Origin of the sequence: Niastella soli (assembly GCF_017742245.1) — a bacterium.
In the GTDB taxonomy this organism is placed as follows: Bacteria; Bacteroidota; Bacteroidia; order Chitinophagales; family Chitinophagaceae; genus Niastella; species Niastella soli.
In genome coordinates this window covers 1,402,360-1,420,918 of the sequence record NZ_JAGHKO010000001.1, presented here as the reverse complement: position 1 = coordinate 1,420,918, position 18,559 = coordinate 1,402,360, and the positions used below count along the sequence as shown (strand labels likewise).

Here is an 18,559-nt window from a genome sequence, read left to right as displayed (position 1 = left end):
GGTTACTCCTCAATTCTATCCAAACAACCAAATTCATTCTTCAACAGGTCGTCGTAATAGTCAGCCTTTTTAAACAGGTTGTCGAAAGTTTTTACACCGCCGTCTTGGGTGATATCCAGATCATACATGATACACGATAAAACAATGTTCTGGTTCTGGCAACTTAATACCAGGCTGTTGGTGCGGTAGTTTTCCTGTAGTAAGAATTGATACAGCGGTTTTATTTTCAGGGCATCTTGTGGCATCTGGCACAGGTACGCATCGCCAACCACAAAGTAGTTTTCGGCATTGTAAGTGATCTTTATTTTAGCGCTTCCTTCCCGTACTTCCCAACGGTTCACCCCATCGCGGGAGAGCTTGATGTCTTTACCCAGTTCTTTTAAAATATCTTCTATTATTTTGGCAACACCGGTAGGAACTGCTTCCTGTTCGGGCATTTTAGGCAGTTTTACTTCGGTGCCGCAGGCAGGACAATATTTTTCTGAATCTATGTTTTCAGGCAGCACCAGGTAATCGCAACTATGGCAACGGGTACTTGTAACGCCTTTATGCGGCGCATATAACTGGAGGGCCTGGCGCAGGTAATTTACCGGTAAGGCAAAACCCATATTATCGCCACCCTGTATCTTGAACGAATTCACGCCAATCACTTCTCCATTGGTATTCACCAGGGGGCCGCCGCTGTTGCCAGGATTGATGGCCGCATCGATCTGAATGAATTTTAAACCATCGCGAACGCGGTCAACTTTTGAAATAACGCCCTGGGTGGCAGAATAATTAAACCCGAAGGGGTGACCAATGGCCAATACCTCATCGCCATCTTTCAGTACATCGTACTGGCCCAGGCGAATTTCAGGGATCTCAATATTGGCGGGGCCCTGCAGAAACGCCAGATCGTGTTTGCGATCGGTATACCAAACGCGGGATAATGTTTTTTCAAAAGTTTTACCGGCAATTGTAACCTCTGCATTGTCATGGACCACATGATCATTGGTTACAATTAAATCAAATTCTTTTACATAAAAGCCCGTACCGGTTCCGGTTTGGGTGGCTATTTGTATGATGGCGGATTGAAACTGACCTATTATATCCTGAACCATTGATTGAATATTTTGCACCGACCAGGTGTTCACCGTAGCGGCAGACACCCGTTTGTTTAAAAAATTAGTTTGCGTCGAAATTTAAGGTAGTGATCTCTGTACAAAAGCTGCTGTTGAAGGCTACCAGATTTTGGAACTGCAGGCTTTCCACCTTAAACAGCAATTTGGGATACTTCGGTTGCCAGGCAGCTGTTATCTGGTTGATCCGTGCAATAATGAGCTCCTGGTCAAACTGACCTGATTGCGCGTCATAAAATGGGACCGTAAATCCCAGCGCCTCAAAATACGGACGATAATTTATCTGCATATACAACAGTACCAGATCACTGAGCGGTTTGGGTAAACTGTAAGAATACTGGCTGAACGTAAGTGCGTATTCCATTACGTTATTGGCAATAAGCGGGTAGCTGTTATCGCGGTACCATATTACATTTTGCGCCGCTGCATTAATGGCGTCCGCCACGGTTTGGTGATGTTGCGGCATCACAATAGCGAATGTATGTTTTGAGCGGAACAGGTAGGGGTATACTTCTTCTTTTGTTTTACCCAGCAGTTTTCTGTAGCCTTCTATCATACCCTGGTTGCGTTCTACCGTGTTCTTTTCGTCTTTACGGTAATAGATCTCCACAACCTTTTCCAGCTCGTTCAGCAGTTTACCATCGGGGCAGATCAGGAAATCGATGCGGAAGGCCAGCGCCAGCAGCAAATAGGCAATTCCACCCGCAAATTTATCAGAGTCCAGGGAAGCTGCATAGTCAAGCGTTTCCCCGATCCAGGTAAGCATGAAATTGTATTTCACGGCTTTTTCTGCTTCGGGAATACCAATGATATGTTCCGTATCTACGGTTTGCAGGGCGGCAAATTCCTGTACCAGCAGGTCGTCAAGTTTATCGGCTTTTATGGCCAGTTCTTTTAACCCGTAGTACAATTTGTTGGGATTGGCGGCCCTTATATCACTATCGAACCGCATGCACAGGCGATCATTATCCAGGGCATAACGGCTGTAATAGAGGTTGAAATTCATTTCAAGCAGGCGGCGCATAACGGGCACGCTGGCCTGTGGCATTTTAGCCAGGGTAATTTCGGCCTTCAGGCTTTCTTTGTCAAATTCGCCCCGCACGATCTTTGAACCCTGGTATAGCTGAAAGGTGCCGCTTTCGTTGTTTTGGTTCAGGATAACATTACCGGCTTTATCATCAGCCAGGTAATCAAAAAATGCTGCAATGCTGTCGAAATAGGATTGTTGTTTGAAAAGATTGTCGGCATCGGTCCAACGGCGCACTTTTTCAACTGTTTTATTATTATCGGAATAGCGGCCAAAAGGGATGTCGGGTTGAACCGCCTGAAGCGCCTGATCCGGGTTCTTTTTACCACGTCCGAAAAATTTGTCAAACATATAAGGTTATATTGTTTTTAAATGCAAGATCGGGATCCTATATAAACAGGATATGACTAATAAAATTGCTGTTTATGCTATTTTTAATCAACGGTTTTGAAAAATACCCAATACCGCTTACAGCTTAACGCTCAATGCATAACACCAAAATTTACGTTCAGCGAATGCTGCCCGTTAACGAAAACCCGCCTTATGATTTAATGTGGGAAAGCCCCCTTAACCAGGCCGGCCGTTTACCTCTTGAATGGCCCGTTTTGCAGTAAAACGGGGTAACGGCCTTCCGATCGTCGCTACGGTTTGGAATGTATTGAAATCGGCAGCCAGGACACATTTCAGGTGCCGGTTTTTCAATACCGCTGGCTGGCAAGTTAGCATATTTGTGGATTTCGTGTTTTAAAAAAAGCGGGTAAATTGTTCAGTCAGAACCCTATATTTGCTCAAATCTTAATCAGTTATATGAAGTTTATCGTTTCATCTTCGGCTTTATTGAAACAATTACAACAGATTAGCGGGGTGATAAATGCCAATACGGTATTGCCGATCCTGGAAGATTTTTTGTTTGACGTACAAAAGAATCAACTATCGGTGGTGGCAACCGATCTTGAAACGGTAATGAAAATACAGCTTGAGGTAGAAGCGAAAGATACAGGTCGCGTATGTATCCCGGCTAAGATCCTGATGGATTCTTTAAAGAACATTCCTGAGCAACCGCTTACATTTAATATCGACAAAAATTACGCGGTTGAAATAACCAGCGATAATGGTAAGTATAAAGTGATGGGTGAAAACCCCGATAACTTTCCCAAGGACCCCGTTGCCGATGAAACCAACTCTTTTACGGTTACCTCAGCGGCCCTGGTCACTGCCATTAACAAAACATTGTTCGCTGTTAGTAACGATGATCTGCGTCCGGCCATGACAGGGGTTTTCTTTGAAATGGATACAAAAGGATTGCAATTCGTTGCTACCGACGCACACCGCCTGGTTCGCTACAAACGCACAGATGTTAGCTGTCCTAAAACTGATTCCCTCATCGTTCCTAAAAAACCGCTTACGCTGTTAAAATCAGCTATGCCGTTGAATGAAGATGAGCTCACTGTCAGCTATAACAGCAACCACCTGTTTGTAACGCATGGTACTACGCAGTTAAGCTGCCGCCTCATTGACGCCCGTTTCCCCGATTATAAAGTGGTGATCCCTTCAGATAACCCTTATAAATTGACGGTAAACCGCACCGATTTCCAGGGCGCTTTACGTCGCGTTGGTATCTTCAGTAATAAAAGCACTAACCAGGTTGTTTTAAGCATTAGCGGCAGCCAGTTGCAATTAACAGCACAGGATATCGATTTCTCGTTCGAAGGTAATGAGCGCATGAAATGTCAGTACAATGGGGAAGACCTGCAAATTGCTTTCAACGCCAAATTCCTGATTGAAATGCTGGGCGCTACCGATACCGAAGATGTAACGGTGGAGTTATCAACATCAACCAAGGCTGGTATCATTCGCCCCGGCGACCAGGATGAAAATGAAGAACTGATGATGCTGGTAATGCCATTGATGTTGAACACATAATCGCTATTTAAATATCTTGCTATATAAACCTCCCGCTATACCGGGAGGTTTTTTTATTGTAAATTACTGCTACAAACGATTTGCTCCATGGATGCTTTTATGAACTTTTGGGAGAATATTGCCTCCTGGCAACGGATGGCCATTTTATTGGGAGGAATGGTCTTTTTCTGGCTGATAGAAGGCTATTATCCGCTTTTTACATTCTCCTGGAAACGGTATAAACACGCCGGTATAAACTTGATTTTCCTGACCACTACTGTTATCCTGAATATCCTGTTAGGGTCAATTACTATCCTCGCCTGTAAATGGGTCACGGATAATCATTTTGGCTTACTATATGTACTGAACCTGCCGCTATGGGCCAATATCATTATCGGTTTACTATTTATGGATTTCTTTGCACAGTATGCCCCGCATTATCTGATGCACAAAGTAAAGTTCATGTGGAAGTTCCATATGATCCATCACAGCGATACCAAAGTTGATGTTACTACCGGTACCCGGCACCACCCCGGTGAATGGATCTTCAGGGAATGTTTCACCATTATAGGAGTATATGTAATGGGGCTTTCCATTGGTATGTATTTCCTGTATCGGAGTGTGTCGGCTATTTTTACCCACTTCAATCATGCCAACATCCGCGTTCCCCTTTGGCTCGATAAACCCATTAGCTGGGTCTTCGTTTCTCCCAATATGCACAAAGTACATCATCATTATAAACGCCCCTTCACCGATACCAACTACGCCAACATCTTTTCTTTGTGGGACCGGCTTTTTGGCACTTTTGCCTATACCGATCCCAAACAATTACAATACGGACTGGATGTACTGGATGGACAAACAGATGAGAGTCTTTCTTATCAATTGAAGCTTCCGTTTAATAAAAATATCAAAACTGATTATTGAGTTTGAGGTTTGTTGTTCTCTTATTGCTGTTGCTGTATCATCTCCAGGTATCGTCTGTAAGAGTTTTCATCGCTCTTTTGTAGCCCGTTTGTATTCGGCTGTGCCGTTAATACCGTAGCATGATCGTCCTGCACATGGCCATCTTCATAACTTACCGATACGCCCACTTCCAGGCTGTGGTTGGAGGTGCCTTTGTATGTTCCCTTTACGGGTGAACAATCGCTGAAGCTGCGGCCTACTGCCAGGCGAACATGAAGGTCTTTTACAAAACAATTATTAGTGGGATCTAAACCCAGCCACCCATAATTGGGGATATAGGCCTCTACCCAGGCATGTGTGGCGCCTTCACCCCGCATACCGTTGTGGTTCGGACATATATATCCGCTTACATAGCGGGCTGGAATGCCTGTCATGCGTAGCATAACCAATAAAATATGGGCAAAATCCTGACAAACACCGGCTTTCAGCTTCCATATTTCATCTGGGGTAGTTTCTACGCTGGTAACCCCTTTTATATATTGAAATTCCTGGTAAACATACTCATTCAGTTTTTGGGCAGCTGTCAGCGGCGTAACCTTTAAGTATTGCCCCACCTGAGTATCCCGTTTTATTTCATCCACCACATCACAGGATTCCTGTTTCAAAAAATCTATAAACGGTACTTGGGACCTGATAGCCTGTAAACTATTCCATTGTTCTTCTTTTGGGACTGAATCGGTAGGCAATGGCCGCGGTTGGGTAACTACTTCAATTTTTGAGTCAATCTTCAGTTCGGTATGTGCATCGGCAAACATAAAGGAGCCCACTTCGTTACCATAATAATCTTTATATATATCCACGGCCGGCTCGCCGGTAATAGTAAGGTCCTGTTTAAGTACTGTCTGAAACTCATCTTTTACTGGGAATAAAATGATCTGGTTGGCACTATCGCGAACCGGAACCTCGTACGTATACCTTGTAACATGATGAATTTTGAATTGTGGCATGGTTGGTTAAAAATACAAAATCTGTACTTGATTTAAGAATATGCAAAACAGCATTGGTTCATTGCATTGGCAATGGCGTACAGATCATTTTTAATGTCAATTAAATACTGGTGAAGGTTTTGACTAATGATGGTTTCTGCTGTTGAATACCGCACCTTGCTCAACAGTTTTCCAATCATAAAATCGAGTTGTTGGTAGTTATTCACCTGACCTTCCTGCTTTAGGCGATCGAAATATCGTTGTAACCGGGTAATTGAATAAATAATTGATCGGGGAAAATGATTGTTCAACACAACCTGTTCAACCACATTACGGGCATCAAAACCGGAGCGATAGGTTTTCAGGTATAATTCGAACCCTGCTATGGATAATAATAAATACTTCCAGTATGGTGCATCGGCCACCGTATCGATATCATACTTGTTATCTATGAACCGCACGTTCAACAGATCAACCGATAGAATAGCACGTTCCAGAAACTTACCAATATTCATAAATGAATAACCCTCGCCGCGCGACATGGTAATATCGGCCGTACCATAGTACAATAATCCCTGTTTTATTAATACGTCTAGAATAGTAATGGGATCGTCTTTCTGTAACCACTTGGGTAACCAGTCTTCTTTGGTGGTATGATAATAATCATTCAAACATTGCCATAGTTCTTTGGTAATGTGGTCTTGCACACTGCGTGCATTTTCACGGGCACGGGTCACAATATTTACAATAGCGTTTGGGTTGCTCTTGTCGGTTACAATGAATTTCAAAATGGCGCGTGGGTTTGTTTCCAGCTGTTTGGTTTCCGGTTCCTCCAAATACGTGAACAGGCGCAACACCGGTTTCCAGGAAAATTCATTGACGCTATCCTGCGAATACATATAATTGACCTTTAGCATTCGCAAAATACCATCGCTACGTTCAATATAGCGGCTCATCCAGTATAAACTATCGGCTACTCTACTTAGCATCGATCTTGGTTTACATCCAGCCCACTTTTATAGCGCGGAATCCGGATTTATTATTTTAGTTACAAGTTGAAGGGTTCAGCGTTCCATTTATCTGTTTTCCAGCGCGATGAGGCACCTCTGCACAGGGCAATTCACCATTCACGCAGACAGCACCCATGTATCTTTACTTCCTCCACCTTGAGATGAATTCACAACCAGCGAGCCTTCACGCAAAGCCACCCGGGTTAAACCGCCCGGAACTATTTCGATACCATCAGGCCCGCATAATGCATATGGTCGTAAATCAACCCGGCGTGGTTGTAATTTTCCCTGCATATAGCAGGGTGCCGATGACAAACTGATAATAGGCTGAGCAATAAACTGGCGCGGATCTTTTTTTATAGCTGCACAGTATTCCCGTATTTCCTCATCACTGGTATTATTGCCCATTAACATTCCATAGCCGCCACTTTCATTGGTTTTCTTTACCACCATATTGGTAATGTTGTTGAAAACATATTCCCGGTGTTCGGGGTTATCTAACCTATAGGTGGGTACATTTTTTAATATTGGTTCTTCGTTAAGGTAATAACGGATCATATCAGGCACGTAACAATAAATAGCCTTGTCATCGGCCACCCCGTTTCCTACCGCATTTACGATAGCTACATTCCCCTTACGGTAGGCATTCATTATTCCTGAAACGCCAAGTACACTGTTGGGATTAAAAGTCAGCGGGTCAAGAAATTCATCATCGACCCGGCGGTAAATAACATCAACTTGTTGCAGCCCGAACGTGGTTTTCATATACACCCGGTGGTTATCCACAACCAGGTCGCGGCCTTCTACCAGTTCAACTCCCATTAACCGCGCCAAAGTAGTATGTTCAAAATAGGCAGAATTATAAATACCTGGCGTTAGTAATACAATGGTAGGATTGGCAATTTGACGGGGTGAAAGGGAAACCAGATTCTTATGTAAAATATTAGGATATTCTATTACACTTCGTACGTTGTTCTGTGGCAGCAGATCGGGGAAAATGCGCTTGGTGATCTCCCTGTTTTCCAGCATATAACTTACGCCGCTTGGCGTTCTCAGGTTATCTTCCAGAATGTAAAACGACCCGTCGTTATTGCGAATGAGATCGATGCCGGCAATATGCACATACAAATCGTAGGGGACCGGCAGGTTATACATTTCCCGCAAATAATGCGGACAACTGTATATCATTTCAATAGGCACTACCCCATCTTTTAATATAAACTGATTGTGATATACGTCTTTTAAAAAAAGGTTTAGGGCGCTGAGTCGTTGTTTGATGCCCTTTTCAATATGGTCCCATTCTGTAGCGGTAATAATGCGGGGAATAATATCAAATGGAAAGATCTTTTCTATACCCTCACCGCTGCTGTAAACGGTGAATGTAATCCCCTGGCTCATGAACAGTCGCTTGGCGAGTTCTTCTTTTTTATTCAGCTCTTCCAGATCGAGTTGCTGCATAAAAGCCACCACCCGCTGATATTGCTCTCGCACGGAAGAATCCCTGTACATTTCATCCCATGTATTGGTATCCACATAGTAATTCCTTAGCAATTCGGTAGCTTGCATACAGATTAGTTTTGGTATTCTTAAATGTTGGCAGGCAAATCGCTGAAGGGGAAAAACGGGATCTATCCAAATATAATGAAATGACAGCGTTTATCCCACATTCAAGGCGGCATTTCTTATCTTTATCCCGATGAAAAAAATTGCAATGATCCCGGCCCGCTATGCGGCAACCCGGTTTCCTGCCAAATTGATGCAGCTACTGGGAACCAAAACTGTTATTCGACATACCTATGATAATACCGTAGCCACAGGTTTATTTGACGAAGTATGGGTGGTAACAGATAGTGATATTATTTATAATGAGATCGTATCTAATGGCGGCAAAGCCTGTATGAGCCGTCAACAACATGAAAGTGGCAGCGACCGCATTGCCGAGGCGGTGGCCGATATAGAAACCGATATTGTAGTAAATGTACAGGGTGATGAACCCTTTGTGAAAAAAGAACCGTTACAGAAATTATTGCAGGTTTTTGAAGGTCAGGCCGGTGAAAAAGTGCAGGTAGCCTCCCTGATGCAGGTGTTGAAAGAGCCACAATTTATCACTGACCCTAATTATGTGAAAGTAGCGGTTGATAAAAATATGAACTCGCTCTTCTTTAGCAGAAGCATTATTCCCTATCCCCGCAATAACGAGGCGAAGATCACCTATTATGAACATATTGGTGTATATGCCTTTCGCAAAGACGCCCTCATGAGCTTTACCACCTGGCCTATGACCCCATTGGAAGCAGCTGAAAAAATTGAATGTCTCCGTTATCTCGAGAACGGCGTACCATTAAAAATGGTAGTAACGGAATACATGGGTGTTGAAATTGACACTCCGGAAGACCTGGAAAGAGCAGCCCGGCTTTTATAACGATCGCTTAAAACAACCATTACCATGACGCAACCACTCTGGGGTATCGATCTGGGAGGAACCAAAATAGAAGGTGTCATTGTGCCTTCATTAGATAATCCTCAACCTATTCTAAGAACGCGTATAGACACGGAAGGCTATAAAGGCTACGAACACATCATTGGCCAGATAGATAACCTGGTGCAACAGATGAAAAAGCAATCGGGCATGCAACCCACCCGCATTGGGCTGGGTACCCCCGGCGTGCTTGACCCCATATTGCAAACCATGAAAAATTGCAATAGCACGGCCCTGAATGGCCAGCCGTTGAAAAAAGACCTGGAAGAAAAACTGGGTATTCCCTGTGTACTGGCCAACGATGCCAACTGTTTTGCATTAGCTGAAACCCATTGGGGTGTGGTAAAAGAAAAAGCACCCAATGCGCAGGTAGTATTCGGGATAATTATGGGTACCGGTGTTGGCGGTGGTATTGTGATAAATGGTCATGTGTGGAATGGCAAACACGGCATTGCCGGCGAATGGGGCCATAATTTCCTCGATGAATCAGGTGGCTCCTGCTATTGTGGACAAACTGGTTGTGTGGAAACCGTTTTATCGGGACCCGGTTTGCAACGGTATTATAAAAGTATTACCGGCTCCATGCTTTCTTTAAAAGACATTCTGGCCCATGCCCTGCAGGGTAACGATCCCGCAGCCATTAAAACTATCGATCGGCTGAATCATTTCTTTGGAAAAGCCGTTTCCGTAATTACTAATCTCCTCGATCCCGATGTGATTGTGGTAGGTGGTGGCGTAGGCAATATCGACAGCATTTATACAGCCGGTATGGAATCACTGCACAAATTCATTTTTAATAACCGGGTTGATGTACAAATACTAAAACCCAGTCTGGGCGACAGTGCCGGCGTATTTGGCGCCGCAGCATTAGTTGCTTAGAACGAAAAATGCGAAAGGTGAGTCTAGCCTATTGGCGGAGGTTCACCTTTCACGTTTCACGTTTACCGTTTCACGATTATGCTAATACCGTTATTAACGACTTAATTATCGCTCCCAGTTTTACTCCTTCCAGGATGCGGCTTTCGCTGCCCCCATGTTGTAAAATGGATTGCTCGTGCGAGGTAATGCACATTTCACAACCATTGATCGATGAAATAACCAGACTCACCAGTTCAAAAAATTCTTTACCTAATACGGGGTTCATCATAATACTCATTTTTATACCGGCGGGCGTGTTGGTATAAAAATCTTTTTTCACATAATGACGGAACCGGTAAAAGATATTGTTCGCGTTCATCAGGGAAGTGCACGAAACTATTTCAGCCAGTTCGGCATCGGTAGCACCTGCTTCCTGCAATTGCTTATAGAAAGTATCTTTCAACAGATCGAACTTTTCATTCACCGCTACCGCATAGGCTAGTAACAACGCTTCCTTTTTATTCAGGTATTGCGTATTGTTCAGCACATTGCCCACATTGATCTTAAGATCTTTTATATATCTCGATTCTACCTGTATTAACTGTTGAGCGGTAGTAGAAGGTGTATAGTCAGGTATTTGCAGATCATTCAACATATTGTTGAATGTCTCATTTTGTATCAAAGTTCCCTGGCTCATGTTGTTTCATTTAGCTTTTAAAAAAACAGGACCGGCTTTGCCGGCCCTGAATAGTTATTCCAAAGAGTGAAAATTAATTCATGTTCAGTTGCTCAGTCAGAGTTTCCTGACCCTTTTGCCAGTTGCAAGGACACAGTTCGTCTGTTTGCAAGGCATCCAGTACGCGAACAACTTCCTGTACATTACGGCCAACATTCAGGTCGTATACACTTACCCAGCGAACAATACCCTGAGGGTCGATGATGAAAGTAGCCCGGAGAGCCACTTTTTCCTCCTGGTCCAGAATGCCCAGTTCCTCTGCCAGTGACTTGGAAGTGTCGGCCAGCATAGGGAATTTCAGATCGCGCAAATCGCTGTGATCTCTTCTCCAGGCCGCATGTACAAACTCTGAATCTGTTGAAGCACCGATCAATACGGCATCTCTATCAGTGAAATCACTGTGCTTTTTATTGAATTCTGCAATTTCTGTTGGACATACAAAGGTGAAATCTTTTGGCCACCAAAACATCACTGTCCATTTGCCTTTGGCAGCAGCGTAATCATTCGTGATTTCCATAAATTCCTTTCCTTTCTCGATAGATACAACTGCTTTCTTCTTAAACGCCGGGAACTGACTTCCAATAGACAAAACTCTATAACTCATATTTGGGTTTGATTTTTTACAAATTATGTCACGCAAAAAACAGCTTACACTACGCTACGATCACAAGGGTGATAGGCACTAGTGTTACGCATAAAGCGCTTAATGTTCATATATGGCAGGAAAACAATCGAAGTCCGCCAGCTTGCGGATGGCTTTGTTAGATGCACGCAAAGATGCTAAAAATCGATATAGATTTTTATAGGATTATTCTATAAAAGGATAGATTTTATCTATGAGAAAAGTGTTTACTTACTTTGGAGCTTTTTTATTACTTTTTCTATACGTACGCGTTTGGTTTCTTTTTCTATCTCCGGAAGCCGCGCCGTTAATGTCTTTATAAAAAGGACTTTGTTTTTGTTATTGATTACCGGAAGGGCACTTTCTGCATACATCGGTAACTGATTGGTAGAACTTATTTTCAACCGTTCAATCAACAGATCAAATGCATCTTCTGTAAACTTTTTAATCCCCGCCAGTTTTATTAAAATTCCCACACAGTGGTCATTGGTGATTACAGAACCTTTATCGGCCACCATAATTATGGTTGGGAGGGCCTTATATACTGCTTCGGGTTGTTCTGTAGTAATAGCATTCAATGCAGTCATGGCGCCCCACTGCAGCCGGTTGTTTTTACTACTCAGCAGTTCTATAAAACTGTTTATATGTATGGAAATCAGGGCAGGCTTGTCGGTGCCAATCTCGTATAAAACTTTTATGCAATCGCTTTGAATGTCTTTATTCTTGTTGCTGAGATTGTCAATCAGTTCGGCAATCGCCTTTTTATCGTTCTTACCCGCAATTTCGGCTGCCAGTTCCTTATTAGGGGCTTCATCTCTTCTGTTTAATGAGGACGCCAGTTTGCTGATAACACTCATAATTATTGTATTTGAGATCCGAAAAGCACATCGTATCGGCTAAAATAAGTAGATTTAGTTACCCTGGTCCATTCTGTATTCCAAAAAAACGATTGTTATGAAAGCGACGATGGTGCTATTAACAGGCCTGTTGCCTGTGTGCCTTTTTGCACAAACCAAACCAGCCTACAAAGAACCCTACCGTCCCCAATATCACTTCTCACCCCATCACAACTGGACAAACGATCCCAACGGTCTGGTATATTATAAAGGCGAGTACCATTTATTTTACCAATACAACCCTATGGGCAATACCTGGGGACACATGAGCTGGGCGCATGCCATTAGTAAAGACCTGGTACATTGGCAATCCCTGCCGCTGGCTATTCCGGAAGATGAAAAAAACATGATCTTCAGCGGTAGCTGTGTGGTTGATAAAAACAACAGCAGTGGCTTTGCCCAAAAACCGGGGCAAATACCCTTGGTGGCCGTTTATACGGCACACATTATTCCCGATAAATCAAAACCAGATGACTACCTGCAAAACCAGCATATTGCTTATAGCCTGGATGATGGGCGCACCTGGACAAAATATAGCGGAAACCCCGTGCTCGATCTGCATAAAAAAGATTTTCGCGACCCTAAAGTGTTCTGGTATGAACCCGGTAAAAAATGGATCATGGTTACCGTGTTACCAAATGAGCACATCGTGCAGTTTCATGGTTCAGCTGATTTGAAAACCTGGTCGCACCTCAGCGATTTTGGTCCGGCTGGTGATACCAATGGCATTTGGGAATGTCCCGATCTGTTGCAAGTACCTGTCATTGGCCAGGCGGGCAAAAACAAATGGGTACTCCTCAATTCCCAACAATTCACCATGCAATATTTTGTAGGAGAGTTTGACGGCACCGTTTTCCACAATGAAACCCCCAGCGATACCGTTTTGCGGCCTGACTACGGACCCGATTTTTATGCCGGCATTACTTATAACAACCTACCGTTCGGTCATGATCCGGTGCTGCTGGGCTGGGCAAATAACTGGAAATATGCGCAAAACATTCCTACCTCGCCCTGGCGAAGCGCCATGTCGCTGCCCCGTTCCCTGCGGTTGAAAAAAGACGGCAATACCTGGACACTATTGCAACAGCCAGTGAAATCGTTGCAAACGCTAAGAGGCGGCGCTCCAATAGTCTGGACAAACAAAACCATCACCGGCAGTCAGGATTTTCCTGCCAAAGGCCAGGTGATCGAGTTGGAGACAGCACTCTTTCCCGCAAAAGACGGGGTTTGCGGTATCAGGCTGGCAGCCGGTAAAGAACAGGCTATAATTATCAGCTACGATGCAGCCAGTCAAAAATTAACCGTTGACCGTTCAAAAGCAGGTAGTAATAGTTTCGATAACCAATTTGCCAATTTTTCGTCAGCAGCTGTACGGGTGCCATTACAGAACACCAAACTGCGGCTGCATGTATTTTTGGATAAAAGCATCCTGGAAGTATATGCCAATGATGGTGCAGTGGTTTTAACGACCCAGCTTTTCCCGGATGCCGGCCTCGATGGGATTGTATTTTTTAGCGAAAAAGGCGCCATGCGTATTTTATCGGCTACAGTATGGACCCTGCGGTCAGTGTGGTAAAAGGGTCTTGAGGGGTTGGAGGCTTTGGGGTTATTGGGTTCTTACGTTCGCAGCGTAAAATGTAACTTAAAAACCAACAAACTAAATAACTAACTAACTTATAAACAGCTCCTTTGGTCTCGTAAAATTCCGGGTTTCGATTTTAGCCGCTTCGGACATTTCTAGTACCTTCGCACCGCTAAATCACAGTATCTGTAAAAAATCATTTAGCGTAAGCATATGAAGTTCAGAAACTTTAAAATGGTCGATTATGTTGTATACGGCCACGGCAGTTTTAACCAGCTCGATGAAATTATAGCTCCACATAGAAAAGGCGATGCGCCTATGATCTTTCTTCTAGATCACTTTTTTGAAAACGGTGCCGTAACAGGCGATGGCAAGGCGCTTGTAAACCGCGTTCCTCTGCGTGGTAAAGACAAAGTGATCTTTGCCGATGTTACTTTCGAACCAAAAACTACCCAGGTCGATAAATTGGCCAAACAATTAAAAGATGAGTTTGGTACTGTAAGTGGAATTATAGGCATAGGCGGCGGTTCAACCCTCGACCTGGCCAAAGCGGTTTCTTTAATGATGACCAACCCTGGCTCTTCAGCTGATTACCAGGGCTGGGACCTGGTAAAAGTGCCCGGCGTTTACAAAGTGGGTATCCCTACGTTGAGCGGTACCGGAGCTGAAGTTTCCCGTACTACCGTTCTTACCGGTCCAACCCGCAAACTGGGTATGAATTCTGACTTCACCCCTTTCAGCCAGATCGTACTCGACCCCGAATTAATAGCCAACGCTCCCGTTAACCAGCGTTTTTATACTGGCATGGATTGCTATATCCATTGCATTGAAAGCCTTCAGGGTACTTACCTGAATGAGTTCAGTAAATCGTATGGTGAAAAAGCGTTACAATTATGCCAGCAGATCTTCCTGGAAAAAGACAGCTGGGATGCTGAGTGCGACGAAAAACTAATGATGGCATCTTTTGCCGGTGGTATGAGTATCGCTTATTCGCAGGTGGGTGTTGCCCATGCGGTGAGCTATGGCCTAAGCTATTTGCTGGGCACCAAACATGGTATTGGTAATTGTATTGTAATGAACCACCTGGAACCCTACTATCCGGCAGGCGTTGCTGAGTTTAAAAGAATGGTGGAAAAGAATAACATCGATATTCCTGTAGGCATTTGCAAAGGATTGACCGATGAGCAATTTGATACCATGATCAATGTATCACTGGGTATGAAACCACTGTGGGAAAACGCACTGGGCAAAGACTGGGAAAAAATCATGACCCGCGAAAAACTGCGGGCCCTATACGAAAAGTTGTAATATAACAATTATATAATCAGACCAGTAATGGTATTATAAAACGGAGTTGCAAATTGCAACTCCATTTTTGTTTTTTATAACCTTCGCCCAGGTATAAACGAGTAGCCTGCCAGCTGGCTGGTTTAAAGTTAAGCGCTCCCTGTTTTTTCCGTAAATTCACAAAAACCTGTTTTATATGAAAAAACTTATACTGGCAGCATGCCTGTTCGTTACAGTATCTTCTTTCGCTCAGGATAAATATTCACCTGCCATTAAACAAGGCACCAGGCTCAATTTTTCTGCCATGGTGAATGGGCAAACCTTCCCCTGCGTATTTTCCTTAGATTCATTGACCGCAGGCTATGTGAAAGTAGGCTGGACGGTTGAAGGTTTTGGCAGCGGCGGCTGGGTAATGAAAAGCAAATCGCTTGAAAGCGGCAACCGCGGCTTCTGGAACCAGCCCAACCCCGGCACCGTAGAAGATATGGCCGATGACCAGGTGGTAATGTTGTTCTCAAAAGCCCAGTGGGACATGCTTCAAAAGGACAACAAGATCAACTTCGATCAACAAACCTATACCGTTAAAACGCCCACAGAGCAACAACAACTAAAAATTTCTGGCAAGACTGTTGATGCATATTACCTGGAAAGCTCAAATGGGTCAACCCATATTTGGATCCTTAACAATGCCACTACCCCTATATTGTTGAAAATTGAAGGGAACACCCTGGGCGCCGACCTTACCTTAAATTCTGTAGAATAGGAATAGTGACCTCCTTTTGGCGGTTTTTTATTCTATGTGCTTATTAACCAGGCATTATCTAACTGCAGGAATTCATTTTCAGATTTTTTAGCCATTTTTGTTATATGAGTATGAGCCCTCAGAAATACCTGCGTTATTTAATGTTGCCGTCTTTGTTCGGGACTGCCCGAACCAAGGAAATATTGCAGGTTAATCCTACCATTCTGCCGCAACGCGAGGAAGCGAAGGAGGTAAAGATCTTCGTATATGAATACGATGCCCAATCCGTGCATGAATATGGGGCGGAAAGCGTGTCGGATTGCCTGCACTGCAAGGAAGGTAAATACATCAGCTGGATCAATATAGATGGGCTTCGCAAACACGACGTGGAAACCATATGTAGCGATTATGGTATTCACCCGCTGGTTATTGAAGACATTCTCAGCATTAACCAACGCCCCAAGTTCGATGAGGTAGAGGGCATTTTATTTTGCCTGCTGAACATGTTGTACTTCAACGAGCAGAAAAAATCCGTAGAAACCGAACAGATCAGTATAGTACTAGGCCCCAAATACGTGCTTTCTTTCCAGGAAGATTCCGAACGGGATGTATTCAACCCAATTAGAAACAGGCTCAAGATCAACAATGCCAAGATCAGGCAGCGTGGCGCCGATTACCTGTGTTACTCCCTGCTGGATATGATCGTTGATAATTACTTTATCGTAATGGAAAAAGTAAGCGAGCAGATAGAGATAGTAGAAGAAGAAGTGATCCGTAATGCCAATACCCGCTCACTGGCCCGCATTAACCAGCTGCGTAAAGAACTGATCGTGTTAAAACGGAACTTTGCCCCGGTACGCGATCTGCTGAACAATATTATTCGCAGCGAAAGTGACTTGCTCGAGGAGTCTACTACCAAGTATTTTAAGGACGTATATGACCACATTATACAGGCTTATGATCTCAGCGAAAACTACCGCGATATCATCAGCAGTATGCAGGACCTCTATTTAAATAATGTGAACCTGCGAATGAACGAAGTAATGAAGGTAATGGCTATAGTTACCTGCTTACTGGCCCCTGCAACCGTTATTGGTGGCATCTTTGGAATGAACTTCGAAGTAATTCCCTATCTCCATAACCGTTGGGGATTTTTTCTGGCCGTAGGTGCCATGCTGCTTATCCCGCTTTGGATGTTGCGGGTTTTTAGAAAAAAAGGGTGGTTTTGATCCGAAGGGAACATTCGGGCGGGCTGATGGTTGGTTAGTGCTAATTCCCGAACTTTATAAGGAACGATTGAATCAACTAACTAATCAACAAAACTTTTATTGCCATGCCCTCAAATCGCCGTCATTTTTTAAGACAACTGGGTGGATTGGCTGCCGGTTTTGGCGCTGTTTCCACTGGTTTAGCCTTTACCTCTCCTTCCCATTCAGCCATTCCAACAAATGCTGATCCGGCTGAAACAGATAGTACGTCCTCGTCTATGTTCTTTACCATTTCCCTGGCCCAATGGTCGCTGCATAAAAAGCTATTTGCAAAGGAAATGGATAACCTCGATTTTCCTGGCATAGCCAAAAACACCTATGGTATTAGCGTAGTAGAATATGTGAACCAGTTTTTCAAAGACAAGGCAAAGGACGAAAAATACCTTTCCGAGCTGTTGAAACGCTGTAAGGATAATGGGGTTAAAAATCACCTGATCATGATCGATGGTGAGGGCGACATGGGTTCACCGGACGCCAATGTAAGAAACCAGGCGGTGGACAATCACTATAAATGGGTAGATGCCGCCAAATACCTGGGATGCGCGACTATTAGAGTAAACGCCTTTGGACAGGGCAGTGCGGAAGAAGTGGCAAAAGCAGCTGCTGAGTCGCTGAGTAAACTGGGCGAATATGCCGCCAAAACCGGCATTAATGTAATAGTAGAGAACCACGGTGGTTATACTTCCAATGGCGAATGGCTTGCTGGTGTTATGAAAAAGGTAGGTCGAAAGAATGTGGGTACCTTACCCGACTTTGGAAATTTCTGCATTAAACGCGAAGGTGGCGCACTATGGGGCGCCAAGTGTATCGAAGAATACGATCGGTATAAAGGAGTAGCTGAAATGATGCCTTTTGCCAAAGGTGTAAGCGCCAAAACCCATGATTTTGACGAGCAGGGCAATTGCATTGAGACCGATTATTTGAAAATGCTAAAGGTGGTAAAAGCTGCCGGATTCAAAGGATATATGGGTATCGAATACGAAGGCGACAAATTAAGTGAAGAGGAAGGCATCAAAAAAACAAAGGCCCTGCTGGAACGCGTAGGTGCAATGATCAAATAATTTAATGATTTGCGATTGCGTGATGTTGAGATTTGAAATATAGCCGGGCCAGGCCGAATAAAAGAAATTTCAACATCAC

The 18,559-nt window shown here is 43.9% G+C and carries 18 protein-coding genes; 9 read left to right on the top strand and 9 right to left on the bottom strand.

Annotation, left to right across the window (positions count from 1 at the left end):
* Positions 1-2 precede the first annotated feature (2 nt).
* Positions 3-1,100, bottom strand: a complete 1,098-nt coding sequence (locus J7I42_RS05740; RefSeq protein ID WP_209137815.1) for a trypsin-like peptidase domain-containing protein — start codon at positions 1,098-1,100, stop codon at positions 3-5.
* A gap of 64 nt (positions 1,101-1,164) precedes the next feature.
* Positions 1,165-2,496 (bottom strand): type III secretion system chaperone family protein, encoded by a 1,332-nt coding sequence (locus tag J7I42_RS05735; protein ID WP_209137814.1) that lies wholly within the window; start codon positions 2,494-2,496, stop codon positions 1,165-1,167.
* A gap of 456 nt (positions 2,497-2,952) precedes the next feature.
* On the opposite strand from J7I42_RS05735, the gene dnaN reads away from it, so the two are divergent.
* The gene (dnaN, locus tag J7I42_RS05730) at positions 2,953-4,068 is read left to right on the top strand and encodes a DNA polymerase III subunit beta (RefSeq protein ID WP_209137813.1); all 1,116 of its coding nucleotides are present in this window, start codon (positions 2,953-2,955) and stop codon (positions 4,066-4,068) included.
* 87 nt (positions 4,069-4,155) lie between these two features.
* Positions 4,156-4,974: a sterol desaturase family protein gene (locus J7I42_RS05725; RefSeq protein WP_209137812.1), complete on the top strand. Its 819-nt coding sequence runs from the start codon at positions 4,156-4,158 to the stop codon at positions 4,972-4,974.
* Between the two features lie 20 nt (positions 4,975-4,994).
* Here the strand turns inward: J7I42_RS05725 and J7I42_RS05720 are convergent, their stop codons facing one another.
* The 3 genes from J7I42_RS05720 to J7I42_RS05710 all read right to left on the bottom strand — a co-directional run bounded on the left by J7I42_RS05720 (position 4,995) and on the right by J7I42_RS05710 (position 8,515).
* Positions 4,995-5,960 (bottom strand): transglutaminase family protein, encoded by a 966-nt coding sequence (locus J7I42_RS05720; RefSeq protein WP_209137811.1) that lies wholly within the window; start codon positions 5,958-5,960, stop codon positions 4,995-4,997.
* A 32-nt stretch (positions 5,961-5,992) separates the two neighbouring features.
* Positions 5,993-6,928, bottom strand: a complete 936-nt coding sequence (locus tag J7I42_RS05715; protein WP_209137810.1) for an alpha-E domain-containing protein — start codon at positions 6,926-6,928, stop codon at positions 5,993-5,995.
* Positions 6,929-7,066: 138 nt separating this feature from the next.
* Positions 7,067-8,515, bottom strand: coding sequence for a circularly permuted type 2 ATP-grasp protein (locus tag J7I42_RS05710; protein WP_209137809.1), 1,449 nt, complete (start codon positions 8,513-8,515; stop codon positions 7,067-7,069).
* Positions 8,516-8,645: 130 nt separating this feature from the next.
* On the opposite strand from J7I42_RS05710, the gene kdsB reads away from it, so the two are divergent.
* Both kdsB and J7I42_RS05700 read left to right on the top strand, forming a co-directional pair.
* On the top strand, positions 8,646-9,371 hold the full coding sequence (gene kdsB / locus J7I42_RS05705) for a 3-deoxy-manno-octulosonate cytidylyltransferase (protein WP_209137808.1): 726 nt from the start codon (positions 8,646-8,648) through the stop codon (positions 9,369-9,371).
* 24 nt (positions 9,372-9,395) lie between these two features.
* Positions 9,396-10,307, top strand: a complete 912-nt coding sequence (locus tag J7I42_RS05700; RefSeq protein WP_209137807.1) for an ROK family protein — start codon at positions 9,396-9,398, stop codon at positions 10,305-10,307.
* Between the two features lie 76 nt (positions 10,308-10,383).
* On the opposite strand, the gene J7I42_RS05695 is transcribed toward J7I42_RS05700, so the two are convergent.
* The 3 genes from J7I42_RS05695 to J7I42_RS05685 all read right to left on the bottom strand — a co-directional run bounded on the left by J7I42_RS05695 (position 10,384) and on the right by J7I42_RS05685 (position 12,501).
* Complete coding sequence (locus tag J7I42_RS05695; protein ID WP_209137806.1) at positions 10,384-10,983, bottom strand: carboxymuconolactone decarboxylase family protein; 600 nt, start codon at positions 10,981-10,983, stop codon at positions 10,384-10,386.
* Between the two features lie 73 nt (positions 10,984-11,056).
* Positions 11,057-11,626, bottom strand: coding sequence for a peroxiredoxin (locus J7I42_RS05690; protein ID WP_209137805.1), 570 nt, complete (start codon positions 11,624-11,626; stop codon positions 11,057-11,059).
* A 245-nt stretch (positions 11,627-11,871) separates the two neighbouring features.
* Positions 11,872-12,501 (bottom strand): hypothetical protein, encoded by a 630-nt coding sequence (locus J7I42_RS05685; protein ID WP_209137804.1) that lies wholly within the window; start codon positions 12,499-12,501, stop codon positions 11,872-11,874.
* A 97-nt stretch (positions 12,502-12,598) separates the two neighbouring features.
* Here J7I42_RS05685 and J7I42_RS05680 point away from each other — a divergent pair, with 97 nt between their 5' ends.
* On the top strand, positions 12,599-14,116 hold the full coding sequence (locus J7I42_RS05680; RefSeq protein ID WP_209137803.1) for a glycoside hydrolase family 32 protein: 1,518 nt from the start codon (positions 12,599-12,601) through the stop codon (positions 14,114-14,116).
* 219 nt (positions 14,117-14,335) lie between these two features.
* Positions 14,336-15,430, top strand: coding sequence for an iron-containing alcohol dehydrogenase family protein (locus J7I42_RS05675; protein ID WP_209137802.1), 1,095 nt, complete (start codon positions 14,336-14,338; stop codon positions 15,428-15,430).
* A gap of 16 nt (positions 15,431-15,446) precedes the next feature.
* On the opposite strand, the gene J7I42_RS05670 is transcribed toward J7I42_RS05675, so the two are convergent.
* Positions 15,447-15,590: a hypothetical protein gene (locus J7I42_RS05670; RefSeq protein ID WP_209137801.1), complete on the bottom strand. Its 144-nt coding sequence runs from the start codon at positions 15,588-15,590 to the stop codon at positions 15,447-15,449.
* A 15-nt stretch (positions 15,591-15,605) separates the two neighbouring features.
* Here J7I42_RS05670 and J7I42_RS05665 point away from each other — a divergent pair, with 15 nt between their 5' ends.
* From J7I42_RS05665 to J7I42_RS05655, 3 genes are all read left to right on the top strand, one after another.
* Positions 15,606-16,172 (top strand): hypothetical protein, encoded by a 567-nt coding sequence (locus tag J7I42_RS05665; protein WP_209137800.1) that lies wholly within the window; start codon positions 15,606-15,608, stop codon positions 16,170-16,172.
* A gap of 104 nt (positions 16,173-16,276) precedes the next feature.
* Positions 16,277-17,380 (top strand): magnesium/cobalt transporter CorA, encoded by a 1,104-nt coding sequence (gene corA / locus J7I42_RS05660; RefSeq protein WP_209137799.1) that lies wholly within the window; start codon positions 16,277-16,279, stop codon positions 17,378-17,380.
* A gap of 104 nt (positions 17,381-17,484) precedes the next feature.
* Positions 17,485-18,480 (top strand): sugar phosphate isomerase/epimerase family protein, encoded by a 996-nt coding sequence (locus J7I42_RS05655; protein ID WP_209137798.1) that lies wholly within the window; start codon positions 17,485-17,487, stop codon positions 18,478-18,480.
* Positions 18,481-18,559: the final 79 nt, after the last annotated feature.